17 protein-coding genes and 1 pseudogene are annotated in these 23,690 nt (G+C 49.4%); 13 read left to right on the top strand and 5 right to left on the bottom strand.

Annotation, left to right across the window (positions count from 1 at the left end):
* The 3 genes and pseudogenes from CBX96_RS16885 to CBX96_RS16875 form a co-directional block, all read right to left on the bottom strand.
* Nucleotides 1-720 (bottom strand): annotated as a pseudogene (locus CBX96_RS16885) (IS3 family transposase); the annotation flags it as partial.
* A 98-nt stretch (nt 721-818) separates the two neighbouring features.
* Nucleotides 819-2,303, bottom strand: a complete 1,485-nt coding sequence (locus tag CBX96_RS16880) for a sodium:alanine symporter family protein (RefSeq protein ID WP_089068118.1) — start codon at nt 2,301-2,303, stop codon at nt 819-821.
* A 363-nt stretch (nt 2,304-2,666) separates the two neighbouring features.
* Nucleotides 2,667-2,954, bottom strand: coding sequence for a hypothetical protein (locus CBX96_RS16875; RefSeq protein ID WP_109287471.1), 288 nt, complete (start codon nt 2,952-2,954; stop codon nt 2,667-2,669).
* Nucleotides 2,955-3,152: 198 nt separating this feature from the next.
* Here CBX96_RS16875 and CBX96_RS16870 point away from each other — a divergent pair, with 198 nt between their 5' ends.
* Together CBX96_RS16870 and CBX96_RS16865 are read left to right on the top strand one after the other, a co-directional pair.
* Nucleotides 3,153-5,264 (top strand): DNA topoisomerase III, encoded by a 2,112-nt coding sequence (locus CBX96_RS16870; RefSeq protein WP_109287470.1) that lies wholly within the window; start codon nt 3,153-3,155, stop codon nt 5,262-5,264.
* A gap of 249 nt (nt 5,265-5,513) precedes the next feature.
* Nucleotides 5,514-6,683, top strand: a complete 1,170-nt coding sequence (locus CBX96_RS16865; RefSeq protein WP_109287476.1) for a porin — start codon at nt 5,514-5,516, stop codon at nt 6,681-6,683.
* Between the two features lie 89 nt (nt 6,684-6,772).
* On the opposite strand, the gene CBX96_RS16860 is transcribed toward CBX96_RS16865, so the two are convergent.
* Nucleotides 6,773-8,299, bottom strand: a complete 1,527-nt coding sequence (locus CBX96_RS16860; RefSeq protein WP_109287469.1) for a sigma-54-dependent Fis family transcriptional regulator — start codon at nt 8,297-8,299, stop codon at nt 6,773-6,775.
* A 165-nt stretch (nt 8,300-8,464) separates the two neighbouring features.
* Between CBX96_RS16860 and CBX96_RS16855 the strand changes: the two genes are divergently transcribed.
* Genes CBX96_RS16855 through CBX96_RS16845 form a run of 3 tightly spaced genes read left to right on the top strand, consistent with a single transcriptional unit; the run spans nt 8,465 to nt 12,116 of the window.
* Nucleotides 8,465-10,018 carry a flavocytochrome c gene (locus CBX96_RS16855; RefSeq protein ID WP_109287468.1) on the top strand — a complete coding sequence of 518 codons (1,554 nt, stop codon included), beginning with the start codon at nt 8,465-8,467 and terminating at the stop codon, nt 10,016-10,018.
* A 35-nt stretch (nt 10,019-10,053) separates the two neighbouring features.
* The gene (gene hutH / locus CBX96_RS16850; RefSeq protein ID WP_109287467.1) at nt 10,054-11,691 is read left to right on the top strand and encodes a histidine ammonia-lyase; all 1,638 of its coding nucleotides are present in this window, start codon (nt 10,054-10,056) and stop codon (nt 11,689-11,691) included.
* Nucleotides 11,692-11,732: 41 nt separating this feature from the next.
* Nucleotides 11,733-12,116, top strand: a complete 384-nt coding sequence (locus CBX96_RS16845) for a cytochrome c3 family protein (RefSeq protein WP_109287466.1) — start codon at nt 11,733-11,735, stop codon at nt 12,114-12,116.
* Nucleotides 12,117-12,337: 221 nt separating this feature from the next.
* Here the strand turns inward: CBX96_RS16845 and CBX96_RS16840 are convergent, their stop codons facing one another.
* The gene (locus tag CBX96_RS16840; protein WP_109287465.1) at nt 12,338-13,627 is read right to left on the bottom strand and encodes an alpha/beta fold hydrolase; all 1,290 of its coding nucleotides are present in this window, start codon (nt 13,625-13,627) and stop codon (nt 12,338-12,340) included.
* 179 nt (nt 13,628-13,806) lie between these two features.
* Between CBX96_RS16840 and CBX96_RS16835 the strand changes: the two genes are divergently transcribed.
* The 8 genes from CBX96_RS16835 (at nt 13,807) to CBX96_RS16800 (ending at nt 23,649) form a co-directional block, all read left to right on the top strand.
* Nucleotides 13,807-14,451 (top strand): MBL fold metallo-hydrolase, encoded by a 645-nt coding sequence (locus CBX96_RS16835; protein WP_109287464.1) that lies wholly within the window; start codon nt 13,807-13,809, stop codon nt 14,449-14,451.
* 350 nt (nt 14,452-14,801) lie between these two features.
* Nucleotides 14,802-16,541, top strand: a complete 1,740-nt coding sequence (locus CBX96_RS16830; protein ID WP_109287463.1) for a methyl-accepting chemotaxis protein — start codon at nt 14,802-14,804, stop codon at nt 16,539-16,541.
* A 229-nt stretch (nt 16,542-16,770) separates the two neighbouring features.
* Nucleotides 16,771-17,784, top strand: coding sequence for an XdhC family protein (locus CBX96_RS16825; RefSeq protein WP_109287462.1), 1,014 nt, complete (start codon nt 16,771-16,773; stop codon nt 17,782-17,784).
* Nucleotides 17,784-18,470 carry an NTP transferase domain-containing protein gene (locus tag CBX96_RS16820; RefSeq protein ID WP_109287461.1) on the top strand — a complete coding sequence of 229 codons (687 nt, stop codon included), beginning with the start codon at nt 17,784-17,786 and terminating at the stop codon, nt 18,468-18,470. The genes CBX96_RS16825 and CBX96_RS16820 overlap by 1 nt, the downstream gene beginning before the upstream one ends.
* 3 nt (nt 18,471-18,473) lie before the next feature.
* Complete coding sequence (locus tag CBX96_RS16815) at nt 18,474-18,971, top strand: (2Fe-2S)-binding protein (protein ID WP_011625802.1); 498 nt, start codon at nt 18,474-18,476, stop codon at nt 18,969-18,971.
* A 1-nt stretch (nt 18,972) separates the two neighbouring features.
* Nucleotides 18,973-21,219, top strand: a complete 2,247-nt coding sequence (locus CBX96_RS16810; RefSeq protein ID WP_109287460.1) for a molybdopterin cofactor-binding domain-containing protein — start codon at nt 18,973-18,975, stop codon at nt 21,217-21,219.
* Nucleotides 21,220-21,589: 370 nt separating this feature from the next.
* Nucleotides 21,590-22,081, top strand: coding sequence for a DUF1097 domain-containing protein (locus CBX96_RS16805; protein ID WP_109287459.1), 492 nt, complete (start codon nt 21,590-21,592; stop codon nt 22,079-22,081).
* A 113-nt stretch (nt 22,082-22,194) separates the two neighbouring features.
* Nucleotides 22,195-23,649: a methyl-accepting chemotaxis protein gene (locus CBX96_RS16800; protein ID WP_109287458.1), complete on the top strand. Its 1,455-nt coding sequence runs from the start codon at nt 22,195-22,197 to the stop codon at nt 23,647-23,649.
* Nucleotides 23,650-23,690 lie beyond the last annotated feature (41 nt).

Below are 23,690 nucleotides of genomic sequence, written 5' to 3'. Positions count from 1 at the left end.
CCTCTTTCAGCAGATTAGGATGCTTCTTCATCCAGTGTTTGCTGAACGTGGTTTTTGTGTAGCTTTTCTTCGGTTTAACCAGTAAACCTTCACTTCTCAAATAGGTAAAGAACCCATCTCGCCCGAGTTTAATATCGTGCTCAACCAGCCTGGATTTTATCAACGTGTAGAGCTTACGGGCCCCTAACCTTGGCATATATTTACGCCAGTACTGGACCCAGTCTTTGATGACCGATAGCTCAGCTCTACGACTTTCCATTCGAGCAACTGCCTGATAAATACCTTGCCTCGACATACCCGCAGCACGACATGTGGCAGCGAGGTTTATTTCGCTTTTAGCTTTTGCTTGCCAGACGTACCGGATAAGTACTTTTTTCTGAGGCCTGCTCCATATTCATTGTCCATGATATCAACCATGCCATTGAGGATTTGGTTACGCAGTTTCTCTTCAGCTAACTCACGTTCAAGGCGCTTGATAGTTTCGACAGGGGTTTCTTTTGACTTAGGCATAAGGGGATGCTGAAAAGGTTTCGACCAATCGAGTCTACCATGTTTTCTAAGCCAAACGAGTACCGTTGAACGGCCTTGAATACCAAAACGGGCTTGGGCTTGTTTGTACGTCATTTCGCCTTTTTCAACACGCTCTACAACGCCTAATTTAAAGGCTAATGTGTAATCTCGTTGTGTGCGCTTACGGCTTGAGTTAATTGATGTTGTCATAAAGAAATCCTCTTTATGTCAACGTATTTCAGGACGAGACATGAACAACAAAAAAGCCAGTGATGAATCACTGGCTTTTTTGTTAGGAGTTTCAATCCTTAAGATATTTTGGGAGTCTCATTGGATTGACTCTGCGCGAGCTCATCCTGCGCATTCTTGCGTTCAACCCAATAGTCTGCATGGGGAATACCGAGCTTTTCAGGATCGAATAACGGCTCAACCCCTTGTTTTTGTTGCGACTCATAATCCTTAAGGCAAGTAAAGGCGATACGTTGCAGCAGAATAATGGCGATGATGTTTAGCCACGCCATTAGGCCCACACCAATGTCACCCATGCCCCAGGCCAAATCGGCGGTTTTCACTGTGCCATAGACAGTTGACGCCATAAGCACCACTTTCAGTACCACAGTGAGCCAAGGACGATTCGCCTTGCGATTGATATAGGCGATGTTGGTTTCGGCAATATAGTAGTAGGCCACAATGGTGGTGAATGCGAAGAAGAACAACGCGACGGCAACGAACATATTACCAAAGCCTGGCATCATGCTTTCCATTGCGGTTTGCACATAACCTGGGCCTGCTGCGACGCCAGCAATCCCAGTATAAAGCGCGGCACCATCTGGGCCTTGCACATTATATAGGCCTGTGATCAGCAACATAAAACCGGTGGCTGAACAGACGAACAGGGTATCGACATATACTGAGAAGGCTTGCACTAAACCTTGTTTGGCTGGATGACTTACGGCTGCGGCAGAAGAGGCGTGCGGCCCAGTACCTTGGCCTGCTTCATTTGAGTAAATACCACGTTTTACCCCCCACATAATTGCAAGACCGAGAATCGCACCAAAGCCCGCATCGAGTCCGAAGGCGCTTTTTAGGATCAACATAATAATATCGGGCAGCTGACCAATGTTAAGGGCAATAATCACGCAGGCGACGATGATATAACCCAGTGCCATAAAGGGCACTACGGTACTGGCGAAGTGGGCAATACGTTTCACGCCACCAAAGATAATGAAACCTAACAGCATAGCGAGGATAGCGGCGGTGACGTTAGGGTCGATATCGAAGGCGGTTTTTAGGCTCGAACCAATCGAGTTGGCTTGCACGCCTGGCAGTAAAATCCCGCAGGCAAAAATGGTCGCAATGGCAAATGTCCAAGCGTACCACTTCATGCCTAAGCCTTTTTCAATGTAAAAGGCGGGGCCGCCGCGGTACTCACCGTTGATTTTTTCTTTGTAGACTTGGCCTAAGGTGGATTCGACGAATGCTGAGCTGGCGCCAAGAAACGCCACCATCCACATCCAAAATAATGCACCCGGGCCGCCGAAGGTAATAGCCGTAGCGACACCGGCAATGTTACCGGTTCCGACACGACCCGCTAAGGTCATGGCTAAGGCTTGGAAGGAAGACACACCAGCATCAGTGCTCTTGCCATCAAACATTAAACGGATCATTTCGGGTAAATGGCGTAACTGTAAGAAACGTGAGCGCAGGGAGAAAAAGAGTCCTACACCGAGGCAAAGATAAACGAGCGCGGGGCTCCAAACGATATTGTTGACCGCATTAACAATCTCATTCATATAATTCAACTCCAATATTCTGTTGTTTTTGCAGAGTTTTTAAGATATTTGCTTGTAAGTTTGGGTACTAAATGGCCAATTTGGCCTAAGGTTAAGACGTGTGCGCACGCCCAAGAGCTTCAACATAACGGCTTTTTGAGCCGCTTCATAGCTAAAGTTGTTAAATAATTGATAATTTAACGTTCTTTATTTGGTGGCGTTACTGATAGGGGATTTAGCGGTGCGTTAATTAGCTAGGTTTTGAGTTGCGTTTGACAGTCGGGATGTAGGAGAAAGATGAGACAAGGTGCGTGGAGTTAGAGCTCTTTATTTGACCTAAACGGATGTAAGTGTGGGTATCCATACAAGGCTTAAAACTGGGGCTTACATCACCAGCCATAACAGCATCCATAGTCCGAATAGCCATGCCAGACTGCGGCGGCTAACGCTATGTTTTAATAGCAAAGACAGGCTCACGGCCACGGGCAAATACAGGATAACTCCCCAAGAAAGGAAAGGCGCCTCAAGCCCAAGCCTTTTTAGCCCCATTTCACAAAGCAGACTTAATGCTAGCAATAACAGGCTGTGGAAGATCACCAATTGATTGAATCTTAAGGCGAGTGCTGGCTTAAAGGCTGGGATTGAAGGGCCTGGCAAGATCAGTGTATTCATTTGTTTTCTCGATTCCTCGTAACTGATGCAAGGGATTTTAGTTTTAGATGAGAACTATTCTCAACTAAATTTACACAGCTTTAGTGTTTCGTTACCGCAGAGCGAGTTAAATCGGCCCTCGAGGTAAAACGGCGGTTTGCACTCTTGTCCGCTTTGGGCTAAATTACACTGTAATTATATCCAGTGCTTAATGTAGATATGATCCTCTATATTGCCGAAAAACCAAGCCTTGGGCGTGCAATCGCCGATGTGCTGTCTAAACCCCACAAAAAAGGTGACGGGTTTATCGAAGACGCAAACGGTAACTGTGTGTCTTGGTGTGTCGGGCACTTGCTCGAACAGGCTGAGCCCGATGCCTATAATCCCGAGTTTAAATCGTGGAAGTTTGAGCATTTACCCATAGTGCCCGAGAAGTGGCAGCTTAAACCTAAGGCTGCGACCCGCAGCCAACTCACTGTGCTTAAAAAGCTGGTGAAACAGGCCGATACGCTAGTGAATGCGGGCGATCCCGACAGGGAAGGGCAGTTATTGGTTGATGAAGTGATCGCCTATTTGGGCGTGACGGGCGATAAATTACAGCAAACGCAGCGACTCCTTATCAGTGATTTAAACCCGCAGGCGGTAAAACGTGCCTTGTCGCAACTTCGCAGCAATCGTGAGTTTATTCCTTTGTCGACCTCGGCACTTGCCCGAAGCCGCGCCGATTGGCTCTATGGCATGAATATGACGCGGGCGTACACCATTCAAGGGAAAAAAGTCGGCTATCAGGGCGTCCTATCGGTCGGTCGAGTACAGACCCCGCTGCTTGGGCTTATTGTGCGCCGCGATGAAGAAATCGCGAATTTCCAATCTAAGCCTTTTTATGAGGTTTTGGCTCACTTAGTGACCGACAAAGATCAAGCTTTCACGGCTAAGTGGCAACCCAGTGAAGCCTGCTTGCCTTATATGGATGAGGAAGGGCGCGTGCTTGCTAAGGGCCTAGCGCAAAATGTAGTGCGCCGGATCACCAATAAACCCGCCAAAGTGACCCAGTTAAGCACTAAGGATAAGCAGCAGAATCCGCCTTTACCCTATAGTTTATCGGCGCTGCAAATCGATGCTGCCAAGCGCTTCGGTATGAGCGCGAAGGACGTGCTCGATACCTGCCAGAGCTTATACGAGCGCCATAAACTAATCACTTATCCACGCTCAGATAGTCGTTATTTGCCCACCGAGCAGCATGGGCTTGCAAGTGGGGTATTAGCGGCCATTACTGGCGGTGCGCCCGAGTTAGTCGCACACGCTGAGGCGCCCAATCCTCGGCTTAAATCTAAGGCGTGGGATGATAAAAAAGTCGATGCTCACCACGCCATTATTCCAACGGAAAAACAGCCCAATCTAGCTGGTTTGAGCCAGCGGGAAAGGCAGCTTTATCTGCATATTGCTCGCCAGTATCTGGCGCAGTTTTACTCCGCCTATTGCTACAGTGAAACCGCGGTCGAGGTGACGATCGAAGGTGGCCTTTTTAAAACCAAGGCAAAACAGGATAAGTCTCTCGGTTGGAAACAACTGTTTGCCAGAGAAGAGAGCGAACGAAAGGATGTATCATCCGCAGCGAGTTTTGCGCAAGGCGACAAGGACGCAGAGGAAGGGGAATATCTTGGTCAGTTACCGCCTCTTACCTTAGGGCAAGTTCTTCATTGTCGCCAAGGTGAATTGGTCGAGAAGCAAACTCAACCTCCCAAAGCCTTTACCGATGCGACCTTGCTGAGTGCTATGACGGGGATTAACCGTTATGTGACTGACCCAGAGATCCGCAAAATTTTAAAGGAAACCGATGGCTTAGGCACAGAAGCGACTCGTGCAGGCATTATTGAACTGCTGTTTAAACGGGGCTTTATTCAGCGTCAGGGCAAGTCGATTGTGGCCACTGAGGTGGGCAAGGGCTTAATTAATAGCTTACCCCTTAGCGCCACGACACCCGATATGACGGCGCTGTGGGAGGCAAGTCTAAACGGCATCTGTCATAAAGAAATGTCTTATCAAGGCTTTATGCAGCCTCTGCTGGGGACGCTAACTAACTTAATCGAAAATGCAGGCGCTCAATTACCGTCAGCCCTCAATGGCTTAAAAGGGCAGGGCTTTAAGCGTGCAACAACGAAAAAGCCCGGCTATCGAAAAGCTGGAGGTAAAGGCGCTGGATGGAAAAAATCCGGCACTAAAAACGCCACTGCGAGAAGTTCGGCCGCTAAAACTACCGCGGCTAAATCGACGGCCTCGACATCCGCTACGCCTAGACGTCGAGCGAGTAAAGTACCCGCCCAAGCTTGATGACACAAATGTAATCAAACTGTCGCTAATGCTCGCGATCTAGTAACGATATTTAATATATTCCGCGATATTTAATTGCCGCCAATCACGATATTTCGTGATTGGCGGATCTACTTCTAAAAAACACCCTGAAATTCAGATTTTCTGCGCCGTGGCATGCAAACTGCTGTGTGTTGGCTGGAGAATATAATAAGCCAATTAAATCATATGATTATATATGGTTTAGCTGAATTAAAAGGTGTAGATGATATGAAAAAGAAATTGCTTGCAGTGATGATCCCCGCGGTACTATTGACTGGTACCACTCAGGCGGTTGAGCTGTATAACGATCAAACCAATAGCGTCAATATGATGGGCTGGCTAGGCTTTGCGGCGTTAAATGATGGCCACGAAACTTCGGTAATTGATAACTTTTCCCGCGTAGGATTCCGTTTCGACCGCCAAGAGAAAAACGGCTGGCGCTCTTTTGCCCATACAGAATGGGGCATTAACATGGTCACCAGTGACGATGGCCTTATCTATACCGAAGGCCAAGGTGGTGGCCAGTTATCGGCTTCAAAAACCTCAGATTTCCTCTTTAACCGTTTAGGTTATGTCGGCATGTCGCACGACAAATGGGGCTCGCTCACCTTTGGTAAGCAGTGGGGGGCTTATTACGATGTTGCTTACACCACTGACGTGCTGAATGCCTTTACGGGTTGGTCTGTTGGTGCTTATACCTTCGGTGATGGCGGCCTCACCGGAGCGGGTCGTGCCGATGCGGCGCTACAATACCGCAATACCTTTGGTAATCTGCATATCGCGGTGCAATACGCTTCTAAGCAAAATAGTGATGTGGCGCTCTATGATAATTTAGGTAACGCCTTAAACGATGGTTCGGAGCTGAGCTTCGACCCTAGCTATGGCGCGAGTGCGACTTACTATTTCACCGATAAATTTAAGGTGTTAGCGGGCTTTAACCGTGGTGACTTCACTGGCAATCTTGCGGGCAAAGAAGTCGATAATACCAACCAAATCATCGGTATCGGTGCCCAATACGGCAGCTTCTATCAATATGCGCCGGGTCGTGATGCCGACGGCCTGTATGTGGGTTTTAACGCCCATAAGAGTGAGCAAAACGAGTTGGTGGGTGGGGAGCTTTATGACTCAACTGGCGCCGAATTTATTGTCGCTTACCACTATGATAACGGATTTGTACCTAGCCTATTGTTGACTTACCAAGATTTGGACACCGATGAAAACACCGCCATCCAAGGCAAATGGACGCGTCAATTTGCCGTGCTAGGCCTGCATTATCGCTATAGCCGCGACACCATCATGTATGCTGAAGCCAAAATCGATTTCAGCGATATGGACGATAAAGCCTACGAAGATCTGCAAGATAATAACTATGCCGTTGGTATTCGTTATTTCTTCTAAGTCTGACGAGAGCGTACGCTAAAAAGTGCATTCATCAAAGGCCACAGTATTGTGGCCTTTTTTATGACTATCCATTTCTTATCAATGCATTACACAATCCCTAACTTCTTCATTTTACTGCGCAGGGTATTGGCATTGATATCCAACAATTCGGCCGCGCCGCCCGGGCCATAGAGTTTACCGCCCGTGATCCTTAATGCATGGCTGATATACTTTTTGGTCATCACCTCCAGTGGCACCAGCTTATCGCTGGCATGACTTGGATCGATAATCACGGTTTGATTGGACGGGGTTTTAACGGCTTCGAGGCTTTTGGGCGCCAGAAAACTAAAATCCAGCGGACCCGCAGGGTGCTGAATGATAGCGCGCTCGAGCACATTAATGAGTTCGCGCACATTCCCTGGCCAATCATATTGGTTGAGAATATTCAGTTGTTCAGGGGCGATTCTTGGTAGCTGTGGCAAATTGAACTTGGCACTCAGCTGCTCGACAAAATGTTGCACTAACAGAGGAATATCCGTGCGTCTTTGTCTGAGTGATGGGATCTCGATGGGGAAAATTGCCAGTCGGTACCAGAGATCTTCGCGAAACACTTCTCTGTGTACCATGGCCTGAAGATTTCTGTGGGTTGCGGCCACAATACGAATATCGAGCTGCACCGCATCGTGGCCGCCAACGCGGGTGATACAGCTATTTTGCAGTACTCTAAGTAGCCTAACTTGGGCCGAAAGCGGTAATTCCCCAATTTCATCTAAGAAAATGGTACCGCCGTTGGCCTGCTCGAAGTAACCAATTTTGCGTGAATCGGCGCCAGTAAACGCACCTTTTTCATAACCAAAGAGCTCGGAGTCAATCAAAGTATCTGGAATAGCGCCACAGTTTACCTTGATAAAAGGCTTACCCGAGCGCTCCGACAGTTCGTGAATGGCGTTGGCGATGACTTCCTTGCCGCAGCCAGTTTCCCCAAGCATTAACACTGTGGTGTTGATTTTGGCGATGGATTGCACCTGCTGCATCACCTGTTTCAGGCCAGAATTAGCACCAACCACGCCATTTTGAACATCTAAGGTGCGGCGTAGACTGACGTTTTGTTTAGATAGCGCTTCATTCTCTTTGAGTAAGTTGCGATCCCTTAAATTCAGTGCCGTGATGAGCGCGAGGTTTTGCATATGTGGTGCAATCAAGTCAGCATGACGGGGCCTAAACACTCCAGTCTTTTTGGCATAAAAGCCGACTATCCCAAGGTGGGTATTCTCAATCGACATCCGCAGAATAATTACCGAACGAATATCCTTAATGACCTGAGGCGCGACTAAAGAGGTGACAGGATCATGCTCTATGTCATTAACAATTCGCACCTTTGGCCGCTCGGGATCCTCTAGCGATTGCGCCATCTTCAGAGGAATTTGGATGCGTTTATCCAAGGTGCAGCAATGGGTATCATCAACATGGGCGATAAACTGTATATCATTAAATTGTTTGCGAAAAATATTCACAAATAGCCCATCTATAGGCAATTCATCCCGAATAAACTCGAAGTAACTGTGTAAAGATTTTTCGAGTTGCAGACTGCTACAGAGTCTTAGCGTTGATTCGTAATAGAAGTGTTTTTCCATTGATATTTCAAGTTAATCACTAAGTATCGTGATTGTAGATCTTTATATTTCGTGATTTTGTGCCTGCAATCAAAGTTCCCCACATAAATACCTCTTTTTAGGTGCTTGGCACAGCATCTGCACTTTCATGCTGACAAGTTCCAATGATTATTGAAGGAAATCAGCATGAGTAAAACCCAAGGTATTAATTCGGGGCGCCGCCAGTTATTAAAGGGGGGCATGGTCATGGCCGCGGGACTCGGGGCGAGTATTGCACTGCCTACTACTGCCAGCTGTGACTCTGCGCCTATCAACTTCGATGAAATCGTAGATGTGCTCGTGGTCGGCAGCGGTTTTGCTGGCATGTCTGCGGCGTTGCAGGCCAGAGAAGCCGGCGTGAGTGTGATGGTTATCGATAAGATGCCCGTGTTTGGTGGTAACTCTACCATCAACGGCGGCGCCATGGCGGTAGCCGGTTCTGCGCTACAGAAACAGGCCGGGATTAAAGACTCGGTCGATGCCATGGTGGCTGACATGCTGCGGGCTGGGCGCGGCATGAACGATGTGGAAATGCTTAAACTGGTGTGTAACGGCACCGCAGAATCCTGCCAATGGTTGATTGATTACGGCGTGAACTGGAAGCCTTTTGTGCAACACTTTGGCGGCCACTCGGTACAACGAGTGTTGCAAACGGTTGAAAGTTCAGGCGCTGGCATTATTCGTCCCCTAATTAAAGCCGCCCGAGACAAGGGCGTCATCATGAAAAATCAGACCAAGCTCGAAGGCTTTGTACAAGATGAGGCCGGACGGGTGATCGGTGTCGAAGTTCGCGAAGGTTTTTATTTTCCTAATGAGCGCACGGGTAAAATACGTCGTATCGGCGCGCGCCGTGGCGTGATTATGGCGACCGGTGGTTTTGGTCGCGATATTGAATATCGCATGATGCAATTGCCTGAGTTAAATAGTGATTTAGATTCAACCAACCATGCAGGTGCCACCTCAGAGGCGCTCAAACAGATGATGCTCATTGGGGCTAATCCTATTCATTTAGACCAAATTCAGCTCGGCCCATGGGCATCCCCCGACGAGAAGGGCTTTGGCACGGCTTCCCAGTTCAACACTATCGCTACCTATCCCCACGGCATTGTTGTGGATGTGCGTACTGGCGAGCGTTTCTTCAATGAATTAGCCGACCGTAAAGCGCGTGCCGACGCCATCATGACCAGACGGGATGAGCAGGGGCAGCCTGTCTATCCCATTGGTTTTACTAATGCCGCCGGTGCCAGCAAGGCACAGACTTTAGATTGGGGCCTGAAATACAAGGTCATCAGCAAGGCCGAGACCTTAGACGAACTGGCCGCTATTTACGGCATGCCCGCCAAGGCATTAAAGGCGCAGGTCGCGCGTTGGAACGAAGCGGTGAAGACGGGTGTAGATAAAGAGTTCGACCGTCCCATGCAGGAGGCAATAGTGCTCGACAAAGGGCCTTGGTATGCGGTGCGCATGTGGCCGAAGGTGCATTACTGCATGGGTGGCGTGAAGGTGAATACCCAATCCGAAGTGCTGCATTTGGTCAGCAATAAAGCCATCCCCGGGCTATATGCCGCAGGCGAAGCCACGGGCGGTATCCATGGCGCCAGCCGCTTAGGGGCCTGTGCCGTGGCCGAAGGGGTGGTCACTGGGCGTAATGCCGGCCGCAACTGCGCCGCAGCGAACGCTGTGACGTTCAAGCAAGCTTAGATTTTATTAAATATAACAAAATGTTGGAGATGATAATGAATAAATCCATGTTGATGGCCTCACTCACCTTGAGTCTACTTTCAGGCAGCGCATTCGCGATGGAGCAAGTGGTGCTCGACGGTAAACATTTAACCCAAGATCAAGCCTGGGCGATTGCCGATGGCGCTAAAGTAAAGATTGCGCCGCAAGCCAAGACGCAACTCGTGAAAGCAAACGCGCTACTGATGGAAGCGGCGCGTCTGGGCAAACCTGTGTATGGCTTAACCGTGGGGGTTGGGCTAAATAAAGACCACAAGCTGTTCGATGCCAACGGCAAGCTGAGTGATGCGGTGCTCGACGCCTCTCGAAGCTTTAACCTCAGCACCCTGCGTGCCCACAGTGCTGGTGTCGGTGAAGCTGCGCCGATACAACTCACTCGTCTAGCCTTAGCCGTGCGGTTAAATACCATGTTAGCCGGACAAACCGGTGTGCAACCTGTGGTTGCCGAGCTTTATGAAGCCTATCTTAACCAAGGGCTGACCCCTGTGATCCCAGCTAAAGGCACAGTCGGTGAGGCGGATATTCTGCTGTCATCCCATGTCGGTTTGGCCATGATTGGTGAGTGGGAAGTGTTCTACAAAGGTCAACGTGTGAGCAGTAAAGAGGCGATGGCCGATGCGGGGATCACACCATTGGCGCCTATGGGGAAAGATGCGCTATCGATTCTGTCTAACAATGCCTTTGCCGTGGCGTATGCCATGCAAGGTTACCGTGAAGCGAAGCAATTGTTGTCTGTATCACCCACCGTCTTTGGCTTAAGCCTTGAGGGATTAAACGGTAACGTGGCGCCATTCTTGCCGCAAACCAACGACATCCGTCCGTTCCCTTACATTAAATCGGCCACCAGTGACATTCTCAAGCAGCTCGATGGTAGCTATTTATGGCAGCTAAACGATGAGCGTCCATTACAGGATCCGTTAAGCTTTAGAACCACGGCTTACACCTTTGCAGGCGCCGAGCAGGCCCTAGCTTCATTAGATGAAGTGATCAATATCCAAATCAACCATTCGGACGATAACCCAGCTGTGATTGTGGGCGCGTCGAACCAATATGCCGAGTTCCCACAAGTGGCTAAATATTTGGTCGAAGGGCAGGGCGGTGTGTTCCCTACCACTAACTTTGAGCCGCTGCCTGTGGCACTCGCAGTGCAAAACCTGAGTGTGGCCCTGACCCATGTGTCCCATAACAGTGTGATGCGTACTATTCATCTGTCCGATGATCACTTTACTAAGCTGACGCGCTTCCTGAGTGCGCCAGAAAACCAAGGCCATGCCTTCGGTGCGATTCAAAAGGCCTTTGTGGATATGCAAGTGCGTAACAAGCAGTTAGCCACGCCAGTATCCTTCGATGGGATCTCTATCGCCGGTGGGATTGAAGATACCTTCACCAACCTTAAGTTGGCGTCGGATAACCTGATCCAAATCGTGGATAACACCCGAGTCATCTACGGTTTAGAACTGCTGCACTCAACTCAAGCGATTGATTTACGTAAGCAAGCTAATCCTGATCTACAACTGGGTAAGGCAACACAAGCCATGTACAAGGCCTACCGTGAAAAAGTGCCTTTTGTCGCCAAGGACCGTCCGTTTACACCCGATATCCAAGCGTCAACTGACTTTATTGCAAACTATTAATCTACGATGCGGGGCATTATGCCCCGCCTAGGAAGACTCTGATGTTAAAACCCGTATTTATTCTATTACTCGGTGTCATGCTGGCAATGCCTATGGCCGCTAATGCATTGAATATCAAGGACTACCATAAAGAGGTGATGACAGGAGCCGATGGTAAAGTCGATTGCGCGGCATGCCACGGTGATGCAAAACGTAAAACGGTTCCGGATGCAGCGACTTGCAGTAGCTGCCACGGTTCACCCGAGGAGGTGGCTAAGCTGACTGAGCGCCCAGCGGATGCGGGCCATTCGGTTGAGCCAAATCCCCATGACAGTCTGCACTATGGTACTGATCTGCCTTGTACTTACTGCCATCAGGAACACAAAGAAAGTAAAGTTTATTGCAATCAATGCCATGAATTTACTTATCCTCAGATGAAACGTTAATTTCATCTCGGTTAGAAACTCGCTCCCCTGCTTTTTTTGACTATGTTTGTCATGCACTCAACCCGGTTGAGTGCATTTTTTTAGGTAAAAAAAAGAGTAAGCCAATACGGATTACTCTTACGGAAAATTGGTCGTTGAATGTTGTAGCCAAAATCACTCATATGGATGAGGAGCCAGCACACAATGACAGCTTTTACTTAATTAACCCTTAAAATTAACATTTATCTTAAGCTGTCACCGCGGTTGAGACTGATGAGCTTATCTAAGATCCGCTCGCCATCCATTCGAATGCCATTGTGCTCATATTCCGAGGTTAACCAATACGTTAGGTGTGCTACCTGTTTGGCAGTTTCGAGGCTGTAGTCCATCTCGACATACATATCTTCGCTGTAAATCGCGGCCGCAACTGGGACGCGGTTTTGGCTGAGCTGCTCAAGATTGTATAACGCCGGCCAGTCCGTTTTATGGGCAAGGAGATTGGCCGCGGCTTGGAGTGGGGCTAAATGGCTAAATTGCTCAAACATCCAAGGGTAAATCATCTCGCCAGTAAACAGGAAAGGCTTACCGACGTGATAGTTAAAGGCCGGATACTGCTCACGCACCCTATGGGCAGACCACTGTGACGCACTGTGTTGGCAGTAGATGGCTTCGTGTAACAGGGCGAAAATCGGGTTGGTGTTATAGTCGAGCAATTGACAGAAATGATTTAAAAACAGCGGGTTGACATAATCACCTTGGGGCGAGTGCACCAGCGCCTGTTCAAGTAAATAGTAAACCGACTCTGGGCCTTGCTCCATGCCTAAGTTAATGCCGAGCAGTTGCAGCATTTCAACCGTGAGGCGCTCGCCGGTGGCTAAATGCACTGGGTGCTCGAGTAAATGTTTGGCGAGGCGTGTCACTAGATGCTGCGCATCGTGGAAGCGCTGGAAGAAGTCCTTATTCTTAGCGAGTACGCGCTGATAGGTGGCCTGATAGACTTCATCACTGCTGCGTGTGAGGGAAGGAATGCCGCCAGTGATATAGGCTTCACTCACGCCCTGCGGGGCGGCGCTTAAATAATGCAGCACGCAGAAACCACCAAAGCTTTGACCTAGAATTGCCCACTTGTCGGCGGGGCAGAGCTTGGCGCGAATTGATTCGGCATCGCGGACGATATTGTCGGCCCTAAAATGGCTTAAATATTCGGCCTGTTGTTCAGGCGTTAAGTGACCAAGGCTTTGGTAATTTATCGGGCTAGAAAGCCCAGTGCCCCGTTGGTCGAGCAATAATACTCTAAACTCTTTGAGTGCGCGGCGGATCCAACCGCTATTATTCGCGGGGCGCATGGCAGCAAAGCCGGGGCCTCCCTGAAAAAAAACGATATATGGCAGTTTTTTATCTTTATTTTCAATGGCGCAGAGTTCCCGCGCGAACACACTGATCTGTTCACCAATTGGCTGTTGGTAATTGAGTGGCAGGTTGAATGTGTGTTTTTTGGCGAGGACACCGGCGAGCATCATATCGGGTTTCATCAATTAACCTTAAGAGTAGGGCTTGTTGTTTAGGGCAGATTGTATACAAAAGCCCTGTTGTCGCAAGTTGGGATTATTTGGTTAGCCTTTGGTTAAGATCAATTTTTATTGTAAAAATTTGAGCCATGATAAGCCTCTTAGCGTAATCTATCGGCTATGGATAACACGAGATTGAAGCTATGAAGTATCAAATTATTCCTGTGACACCTTTCCAGCAGAATTGCAGCTTGATCTGGTGTGAAAAAACGAAGCGTGCCGCGGTTGTCGATCCGGGAGGGAATGTCGACCGTATTTTAGGCGAAGTGGACAAGTTGAGACTGACCCTTGAAAAAGTCCTGCTGACCCACGGCCATATCGACCATGTGGGCGGTGCTAAGCTGTTGGCGCAGCAAACGAATGTACCTATTATTGGCCCCCATGTAGCGGATAAATTTTGGATTGATAACCTGCCAAAACAGAGCCAAAACTTTGGTTTTCCCCACTGCGAAGCCTTCGAGCCCGAGCAATATTTGCAGGATGGTGATGTAGTTACCGTGGGGGAACAAAGTTTAAGCGTGTTGCATTGCCCCGGGCATACTCCGGGCCACGTGGCATTTTATTCCGCTGACGCTCATCTGGCTTGGGTGGGCGATATTCTGTTTCGAAGCTCGATTGGTCGTACGGATTTTCCGCAATCGAATCATCAGGATTTAATCCACTCCATCACCACTAAACTTTGGCCTTTAGGGGCGGATGTAGAATTTATTCCCGGCCACGGACCTATGTCGACCTTCGGTGAAGAGCGCGAACATAACCCCTTTGTGGCCGATCAGTTACTGTTGTAAGCCTTAAGGTTTTCTCTGACCGATAACTCACTGCAATTCCCTCGAGAATTTGGCACACAAGCGAGCTTGTGTGCCCCGAGGCTTGTTCGTCATTTCGCATACACTGGATGTGAGCCATGTGACCTTGGTGGATAAAAATCATCCAGTAAGTGTTCCGTTTTCCTATCTTGTTTATTTATATCAATATCAACTGAGTATAAGCAAAGTCGCAGCTGCTTTATGCTTTGCCTGCAACTGATAATCGTTCGTAACTCACTATATTATTTAATTTTAATCCTGTCTTTTACCTTTGAGTGACCCATTCCCAACTAGACTTTAAGTTGCAGTGATATCTGTCTATCGGGGTTACTATGAACACAAAAACAATGATGAGTGTTGTCTTTTCCACCATAGTCGCCAGTGCGGTGATTACGGCGGTGTTGAGTTTTAATGTTAAATCTAAGATTGAACTCTTTAACGAGGCGGCAAACGTGCGTTATCAGTCCTATCAAATTGCCGATGAGCTGCGGCAAAGCTCCGATGATTTGACTAGGCTCGCCCGAACCTATGCGGTCACTGGCGATGAAAAATACGAAAAAATGTATATGGATATTCTGGCTATACGTAACGGCGAAAAGCCGAGACCAGAGAAATATCACCAGATTTATTGGGACTTGGTGCTGAGTTACGGCGATAAACCTAAGCCAGATGGTGCTAGAGTCGCCATCAAAAGCCAAATGAAGGCCTTGGGATTTTCCGATGAGGAATTCCATTATCTCGAGCAGGCGCAGCAAAATTCTGATGCCTTAGTCGCCCTTGAGGTCAAGGCGATGAATGCGGTCAAAGGGATTTTTATGGATCCCAATACCCAAACCTACAGCATTAAAGGTGAACCAAACCTCGCGATGGCGCGAGAACTGCTGCACAGCGATCAATACCACAGGGAAAAAGCCAAGATTATGGAGCCCATTGATGAGTTTTTTACCGCCTTGGATAAGCGTACCGAGGGCGAGGTGAACAACCGATTGGACTCCTTGAGTATGGCGCTCAATGCCTCGCAATTTGTATTGTTTCTGGTGATTTTAGTCGCCGTTGGTGGTTTTGTGATTGTGAAGAGCCGCATTGTGACACCGATTGTGCAAACTTGCCGCGAATTACTCGACATTCAACGCTCTAAAAACTTAGCGCGGCGGATCTCTGTCTCGGCACAGGGCGAGATTGGTGAAATCGTTAATCAAATTAATTTGTTTATTTCTTCCCTCGCCAGCTCTCTTGCGACTACAGACGGGATTGCCAAAGAGGTCGCCGATTTAGCGAAGCAGACCAAGGCCTCGATTCAAGTGTCGAGGGAAAGTTCGAATCGCGTTGCCAAAGAGCTTGATGCCAGTGCGAGTGCAATGGAAGAGATGACCACAACCTTAGTGCATGTGAGTGAGAGTACCTCGAACGCTGAAATTCGTGCGGCTGAAAATGAAACCCATGTGGGTGTCGGTCAAGACACGGTTTCTGAGGCGCTCAATGCTATGGCTGTACTGGAAAGTGAGTTCTCCACCACTCAAGATTCGATGCAGCATTTAGTGAATGAAAGTACTCAAGTGAGTAATGTGCTGAGCGTCATTAAGGCGATTGCCGAGCAAACCAACCTGTTGGCACTCAATGCGGCGATTGAAGCTGCGAGGGCAGGCGAACAGGGCCGAGGCTTTGCTGTGGTGGCTGATGAAGTGCGTTCACTCGCTCAGCGGACACAGGATTCGACTAAAGAAATCGATGATATTGTCGCCAGTTTGCAGAATCGGACCAATCAGGTGGGCAGTTCAGTCACTCAAGCGGCGAGTTTGATGCAAAAAGCCTCGAATGAATTGCAACGGATAGTGACTGTTTTTGATGATATTCGCCATAGCACGGCGGCCATCCATGGGATCAATACGCAGGTTGCGGCCTCAACCGAGGAGCAATCTTTGGTTTCTAAGGACATTGCCACTAGTCTTGTGGTGATCCGCGATAACTCCCGCGAGGTGTCGCAAATTATCGAGCAAATTGAGTCCACCTCCATCAGTTTGGATAATCAATCCCAAGCGCTACGCACCAAAGCGGGGGAATATCAGTTTTAAGTGTTAACTCTCACCTTCCTGCTATGGAACTGGCACAGATGACAGGGATGTCAATATTTTCGGTTTATCCCATCAGTATTTCCGCTTATTTCCCCTTTTAAATTCGAGCTGCCTTTGTTAGCTTGATCTACATTCGGTAAAAATAATGCTTATAAATAAGCCGCTAATCGATGATTGCGCCCACCAAGTGTATGCATCGATGCGTGAATGAGAGACGGAGCTTAGGTCGATGGAGCAGCAAATCGAAGGCTTGTTAGAGCATTGGTTGCCTTTAGCCGATGATGCGTGGGTGCTGGCGGTGATTACCCATATCCAAGGCTCGTCCTACCGAAAGCCCGGCGCCATGATGTTATTCCACGAGTTTGGCCAAGGCGCGGGGATCTTAAGTGGCGGCTGTTTAGAGGCGGATCTTCGCCGTCATGCGCAGCAAGCCATGCAATCGCAGCAGATTGCTTGTGTCACCTACGATGCGACCGATGAATCCGATGCCAGCTACCGCCTCGGTTGCGGCGGTAAAGTTGATATCATGTTGATCCCTCTGCTTAAAGAAAATCATGATCTTGGCCTAGTGGACATAGTGCAAGCGTTTCGTAAGGGGCAGTCGGGATACTATCAATTACCTCTCGCACCCGCGGGCAGTGATGCTCGCAGTTACGCCGCGCAGTTTTATCCAGCCAAGAGAGCCCCATTTCCGACGGCGGATTTTCCAAAGGCGGGCATACTCAGTCAGCCTGAAGGAGAGGCGCTTATCATCCCGCTCAGACCGCGATTTCATTTAGGGATTTTTGGTGGGGGCATCGATGCTAAACCCGTGGCGGCGATTGCCCATAGTTTAGGTTGGCAGGTGAGCGTGTTTGATACGCGCACCGCCTACGCGAGAAGTGCCGATTTTCCCCATGCCCATATCGTCAAGCAAAGTGCTAATGAGGCGAGCGCCCTTGTTGCATCCTTAGATTGTGCAGTGGTCATGCACCATAACCTGAACTTAGATGCGGCGGCGCTCAAAGCCATTCAACCCTTTGAGCTTAAATATGTTGCGCTCTTAGGGCCTGCCCATCGGCGGGATAAAGTGCTGGAAATGGCCGAACTCAGTACCGATTCGTTTAGTGGCTTTTTCTCGGCGCCCGCAGGGCTTGCGCTCGGTGGTGAGTTACCGAGCGCCATTGCCTTGAGTATTTTGGCCCAATGCCATGGGGTGCTACACGGCGCGCCATGTTCGATTCTCGATGGGATCATGCCCTAATGCAGAGTCGCCAACGCTTGTTAATTGCCGTGCTGGCCGCGGGTGAGAGCCGGCGATTTCAGGGGATTAAACTGGCGCAGCCATTATCAACGCCCTCAAGTGTAAATAGCGGGCAAAGCATCTTACAACGCCATATCGACTGTTTGGCTCGTTTCACCTCGGCACCATTGGCAATGGAGTCATCCAATCAAGTCAGCGCTTCGCTGCTGGTGGTGCTCGGTGCCCATGCCCACGAACTTCGCCCCCAACTAGAGGCTTTTGGGGCGAATCAATTCACGCTACTGCATAATGCCGACTGGCAGACAGGGTTGTCATCGTCGCTGCGAGTTGCGGTGGACTTTGCAAAAGCGCAGCAGTTTGATGGCATGTTACTCACCTTAGCGGATCAGGTCGCGCTGACATTTGAAGACTATCGGCAGTTGATTGAGACCTGGCAAACGAGTCAGCAATCTGTGGCCGCACTTTATCATCACGCAGCAGGGAAGTTGGATGAATTAGGTGCCCCTGCTATTTTTAATGCCTCAATACTCGATTTATTAACGGATTTGACTGGCGATCACGGCGCAAAATCCATCTTAAAACAACTGGCAAATGTGGGTGAGTTAGTGGCTGTATCCTTACCCAATGCCGCGATTGATATTGATACTAAAGCCGATCTTGCGTCGTGGTTGGCACTTAAGGAGTGAGTTATGGCAATACCATCCTCGGAGGCGGCAAAGGACCAGAGTCTTGCGATGCCTTCCCAAAACCTGACCATTAATGGCAGATCTTTTACCTTAAATGCGGATCCTAATATGCCCATCCTCTGGGCGTTACGGGATATTTTAGGCTTAACGGGCACTAAATATGGCTGCGGCGCCGGACTCTGCGGCGCTTGTACCGTGCATTTAGATGGTCAGCCTGTGCGCGCCTGTTTAACTAGCGTATCCCAGGCGCAGGGCAAACAACTGACCACGATTGAAGGGCTGGATAATCAAAAGCTTAAAAATGCTTGGGCCGAACACAATGTACCTCAGTGTGGTTATTGTCAGGCGGGGCAATTAATGTCCGCAGCGGCTTTAGTCACTCAGCATCCAAAACCGTCGGCGGAGCAAATTGATGCTGCCATGTCGGGTAATTTGTGTCGCTGCGGTACCTATCCTCGGATAAAAGCGGCGCTGCAAAGCTATGCCAAACAGGAGGGCTAAGATGAGTACATTCACCGCAGTTGAAAATATCAGTCGCCGCGATGTGTTAAAACTCTTCGGCGCCGTCGGGGGCGGTCTCGCACTCGGGGCAAGTGGCCTCAGTTGGAGTCCAATGGCATTGGCGCAGGACCAACAGGCGCGGCTCAATCTGTTTATCGCCATCGGTGAGGATGACAAGGTTTATTTGACCTGCCACCGCTCCGAAATGGGTCAGGGGATCCGCACGGGGATTTTACAAATCTTGGCCGAAGAACTGGAGGCCGATTGGGATAAAATTGTGCCTATTCAAGGGCTCGCCGATAAACGTTACGCCAGCCAAAATACTGATGGTAGCCGCAGTATCCGCGAAAACTATGACCGCATGCGTGAGATGGGCGCGATGGCTCGAACCATGCTTGAGCAAGCCGCAGCAGCTCGCTGGAAAGTCCCCGTGAGTGAAGTGCAGGCTAAAGATCATCAAGTGCTGCATGCCAAATCTGGCCGTGCTGCGCGCTTTGGTGAATTAGCCCTCGATGCGGCGGGATTACCATTACCTGCAGCCGATTCACTGCGATTAAAGGCGGTTAAGGATTTCAAGCAAATTGGTGCTTCGCGTCAGATAGTCGATATGCAGGCCATGCTCACGGGCAAGGCCATCTATGGCTATGATATCCAAGTGGATAACATGCTTTATGCCAGCATTATGCGCCCACCCGTATTGGGGAGCGATGTGGCAAGTCTTGACGATAGTGCGGCGCGCAAAGTAGCGGGCGTGGTCGATGTCTACCGTTTGCCAACGTCCAAGGGCGCTCCCGCTTTTCAAGCCTTAGGCGGCGTAGCTGTGGTGGCGACAAACACTTGGAGTGCGCTGCAGGGACGTAAAGCTTTACAAGTAAGTTGGACTCCGTCTGCCAACAGTAGCCACGATTCTAAAACCTACCTTAAAGAGCTGGTGGATAAGGTACAAGCCCCTAGCAAGGTGGTGCGTCAAGTTGGCGATGAGGTCAAAACCTGGCCGAAGGATGATACCCTTAAGGCGATTTATACCGTGCCTTATCTTATCCATTCCTCCATCGAGCCGCCCGTGGCCACCGCCAATGTGACCGATAAGGGCTGTGAAATTTGGGCATCGACACAAACACCGCAGAGTACCCAGCAAAATGTGGCAGCGGCCTTAGGTATTGCCGAAGATGCGGTGAAAGTGAATGTGACGCTATTGGGCGGCGGCTTTGGGCGCAAGTCCAAACCGGATTTCAGTGTGGAGGCGGCGCTACTCTCCAAGCAATTTAAACGGCCGGTGAAGGTGAGTTGGAGCCGTGAGGATGAGATCCAAAACGGTTATTACCATGCCATCAGCGCCCAGTGTTATCAGGCCTTGTTCGATGCCAATAACCAGCCAACGGCGCTGCTGGCGCGTACGGGCTTCCCGTCGATCAGCTCCACCTTTGCCGAGGGCGTTGAGTATCCATCCGGCGGTGAGTTGGACTTAGGTTTTGTCGATGTGCCCTTTGCCCTGGCAAATTTACGCTACGAGGCCGTTAAGGCCACAGCCCATAGCCGTATCGGTTGGATGCGCTCGGTATGTAACATTCAACATGGGTTTGGCGTGGGCAGTTTTGTCGATGAAATGGCCCATAAAGCCAAGTTATCTTGTCCCGATATGTGGCGCAGCTTACTAGGTCAAGCAAGGCGAGAGACCTTTGAGAACCAAGGCTTTAAATATGGCAACTATGGCGAAGACTTAACTCGTCACCCCGTTGATGTCGGCCGTTACCTCAAGGTGATTGAGGCGGTTGAACAAGCTCAGGCCAAGGCGCCTAAAGCGGGTAAGAATCAAGGTTGGGGCTTTGCGGTGCACCGCAGTTTTGTGAGTGTGGTGGCGGTGGCAATGCGGGTAGAAGTCGGCGAGGACAAACAGCTTAAAGTGCTGAATGCCATTGCTGCGATTGATGCCGGTACTGTAGTTAACCCCGACAGGGTGAAAGCGCAGACCGAAGGCTCGATAGTCTTTGGCTTAAGCTTGGCGCTTATGGGGGAGATCAGTTACCAACAGGGTAAGGTGATGCAGTCTAACTTCCATGATTATCCGCTTCTACGTTTACCCCAAGTGCCAGAGATGGAGATCATCATTATCGACTCGGATGCACCGCCTGCGGGAGTGGGGGAGCCAGGCGTACCGCCTGTGGCACCTAGCCTGACCAATGCGATATTTGCCGCAACAGGCCTTAGGATCCGAGATCTGCCAGTTAATAAACAGTTAAAGGTGTGATGCTGTAAACCACACCTGAGTGAGCAAAAAAGCGCCTAATAAGCGCTTTTTTCGTTTTTTTACCACAAATAAATTGCTTGTTTGTAAATTTACGGGCATTAATGCCGAAAATTAGCAATAGATCAGGTTTTTGTTACCAGAATAGAGGTAATTTAACCAATATGTTTACTCAAGTGACCTAAGGTATGCGGACTCGCGTACACATTCATTTGAATCGGTTCCTAGTCGGCCTGTGAGTCAATTTTCGATTGCAGATCCCTACTAAAAATTGATCGACACGGAAGTGAAGGGCGCTATAACACCATAATACAGCCGCACCTTAAGCGCATTTGAGTATTAACTTCCGTGAAAACAATACAAAGGGGTCATCATGGAAAATCGTTGGCAAGTCGCTATTTCGGCGGGGCTATTAGCCTCTGTCTGGTGTGGTATCGCAGATGCCTTTCATCTCGTTACTTGGATTGGCTTTTTAGGTTGTAGCACGTTTTTTGCTCAGCCTAAGGCGGGTTTTCAAGGCATGATGATGGCGTGGTGCACCAATCTCTCCGGTGTGTTTTGGGCTTGGCTCATTATCAGCTGTAGCAGTTTCTTTGTATCGCCTGTGGCGGGTTATCTGTTTACGGGTATCGCGACCTCGGCAATGTGCCTACAAGCCAGTTATCAAAAACTCAGTTTTATTCCCGGTGCCTTTATTGGCTGTTGTATTACCTTTGCCATGGCAGGGGATGTCGCCAATATTGTGCCGCCTTTAGTATTGGGCGCCCTGTTAGGTTTTTGTATGAGCTTATTGACGGCGCAGTTAATCACCCTTCGTCAAAAATGGTCAGCATCTACAGGTTCTGAAATCGCCAGTGCCGATTAATTTTCTTTCACTGTCATGTGCGGATGTGTCTGTGTGGTAATAAAGTGATGGAATAGATGAGCTATAATGCTGATTTAGTACCCGATAGCCTTTAGATCTTAGGAAATATCAAGATGAAACAAATCCAGTTTCGTACCATTGATGCCATATTGATCAAATTCAGTCTCAACGGAAAATTTTGGATTGTCTGTTCTATGGTGGCGTTAATCACGGCTACCATTGCACTTATCAATTACCAACATGCTCACCGCAACCTCGAAACCGCCTCTTTGGCTCGAGTTCAGGCGACTGTTGATGCCTTTGCCCAAGTCGCGAATGCTCAAAAATTGCAGGGTGATGCCCTGTCACAGTTTGCCCGTGACAATGGTTTAAGTGTTGTCACTCGCCAAGCAGAGGCGCAGCGCCAAAGGGATAATGTGACCGCCAGTGCCAGCGTGGGTTCAAGCGGCGCACTTGAGCTGTCGCAAAATGTTGCCCAATGGGAAAGCGAAGGGCGCAGCGATGCTAACTTAATGTTTTGGCTCGCGTTAATCGGTTTATTGCCCTTATTCCAACTCAGCTATTGGATTTCAACTTCCCTCGGCGGTGGTCTGTGGGATATGTACATGGCCATCAAACGCTTAGCCGATGGCGACTTAAGTTTCAGATTAAACTTTTTCGGCACCGATGACTTCAGTTTAATCGCCCGCGAAATTGACCGCTGCGCCGATAACATGAGTGAAATGGTAAGTGCTATTCGCAGTAATGCGCAGACGCTCTCCCTTGCCGCCGATGAGTTTAATCAACAGGCCAAAAGCAGTGGCGAGTTAATTGGTGCCCAGCATCAATTTTTAGACTCTGTGGCCGTGGCCATGGCGCAAATGACCTCGGCGATTGAAGAAGTGTCGGTCAATGCCAGTAATACCTCGCTCCAGACCAAAGATAACGCCAGCCAAATGAGTGCCAGCCAAGGACGTATTAGCCATACGGTGGACAGTATTGGGCAACTCTCAACCAAGATTGGCGCGGCATTTTCATCGGTAGAACAGTTATCTAAGGATGCGGCTGGTATTGATGCCGTGGTGACGACCATCAACAGTATTTCCGAGCAGACCAATTTGCTGGCGCTGAATGCGGCCATCGAAGCTGCCCGTGCGGGTGAGCAAGGCCGCGGTTTTGCGGTGGTTGCCGATGAAGTGCGTACCTTAGCGGGACGTACTCAACAAGCGACAGTTGAGATCCAAGCGATGATCGAAGGATTGCAATCGGGCACTCGTCAGCTCTCCAATATCACCACCGAGATTGTGGATCGCGCCGATGAAGGCCGCAGTGCCATTATTGCCGTGGGCGAAGATGTCGAAGGGATGGCGCAATCGGTTAATGCCGTATTTGATATGAGCAGCCAGATTGCTGCATCGGCGGAAGAGCAGAGCGTGGCCGCTCGCGATATTGCTGGCCAGCTCAATGAGATCCGCCATCAATCCGATACCATTAAACAAACGGCGCAGCGCAGTGTCACCCTAGCACATGATTTGCAACATGCCTCGGTTGAACTCGAAGGGATCCTTAAACAGTACCGCACTAGCTAAGCCGCAGCTTTTAGTGAGTGAGGTCGATTGGCTCTCATTAG

The sequence above is a fragment of the Shewanella sp. BC20 genome, from assembly GCF_003129585.1.
Classification (GTDB): domain Bacteria; phylum Pseudomonadota; class Gammaproteobacteria; order Enterobacterales; family Shewanellaceae; genus Shewanella; species Shewanella seohaensis.
This window is presented reverse-complemented; position numbering and strand designations above follow the sequence as displayed.

Bases quoted from the DNA above. Each gene is read 5' to 3' on its own strand.
- CBX96_RS16860 (WP_109287469.1), bottom strand. From the start codon at position 8,299: ATGGAAAAACACTTCTATTACGAATCAACGCTAAGACTCTGTAGCAGT.
- hutH (WP_109287467.1), top strand. From the start codon at position 10,054: ATGAATAAATCCATGTTGATGGCCTCACTCACCTTGAGTCTACTTTCA.
- CBX96_RS16855 (WP_109287468.1), top strand. From the start codon at position 8,465: ATGAGTAAAACCCAAGGTATTAATTCGGGGCGCCGCCAGTTATTAAAG.
- CBX96_RS16825 (WP_109287462.1), top strand. From the start codon at position 16,771: ATGGAGCAGCAAATCGAAGGCTTGTTAGAGCATTGGTTGCCTTTAGCC.
- CBX96_RS16835 (WP_109287464.1), top strand. From the start codon at position 13,807: ATGAAGTATCAAATTATTCCTGTGACACCTTTCCAGCAGAATTGCAGC.
- CBX96_RS16815 (WP_011625802.1), top strand. From the start codon at position 18,474: ATGGCAATACCATCCTCGGAGGCGGCAAAGGACCAGAGTCTTGCGATG.
- CBX96_RS16800 (WP_109287458.1), top strand. From the start codon at position 22,195: ATGAAACAAATCCAGTTTCGTACCATTGATGCCATATTGATCAAATTC.
- CBX96_RS16845 (WP_109287466.1), top strand. From the start codon at position 11,733: ATGTTAAAACCCGTATTTATTCTATTACTCGGTGTCATGCTGGCAATG.
- CBX96_RS16865 (WP_109287476.1), top strand. From the start codon at position 5,514: ATGAAAAAGAAATTGCTTGCAGTGATGATCCCCGCGGTACTATTGACT.
- CBX96_RS16810 (WP_109287460.1), top strand. From the start codon at position 18,973: ATGAGTACATTCACCGCAGTTGAAAATATCAGTCGCCGCGATGTGTTA.
- CBX96_RS16875 (WP_109287471.1), bottom strand. From the start codon at position 2,954: ATGAATACACTGATCTTGCCAGGCCCTTCAATCCCAGCCTTTAAGCCA.
- CBX96_RS16805 (WP_109287459.1), top strand. From the start codon at position 21,590: ATGGAAAATCGTTGGCAAGTCGCTATTTCGGCGGGGCTATTAGCCTCT.
- CBX96_RS16840 (WP_109287465.1), bottom strand. From the start codon at position 13,627: ATGAAACCCGATATGATGCTCGCCGGTGTCCTCGCCAAAAAACACACA.
- CBX96_RS16830 (WP_109287463.1), top strand. From the start codon at position 14,802: ATGAACACAAAAACAATGATGAGTGTTGTCTTTTCCACCATAGTCGCC.
- CBX96_RS16820 (WP_109287461.1), top strand. From the start codon at position 17,784: ATGCAGAGTCGCCAACGCTTGTTAATTGCCGTGCTGGCCGCGGGTGAG.
- CBX96_RS16880 (WP_089068118.1), bottom strand. From the start codon at position 2,303: ATGAATGAGATTGTTAATGCGGTCAACAATATCGTTTGGAGCCCCGCG.
- CBX96_RS16870 (WP_109287470.1), top strand. From the start codon at position 3,153: ATGATCCTCTATATTGCCGAAAAACCAAGCCTTGGGCGTGCAATCGCC.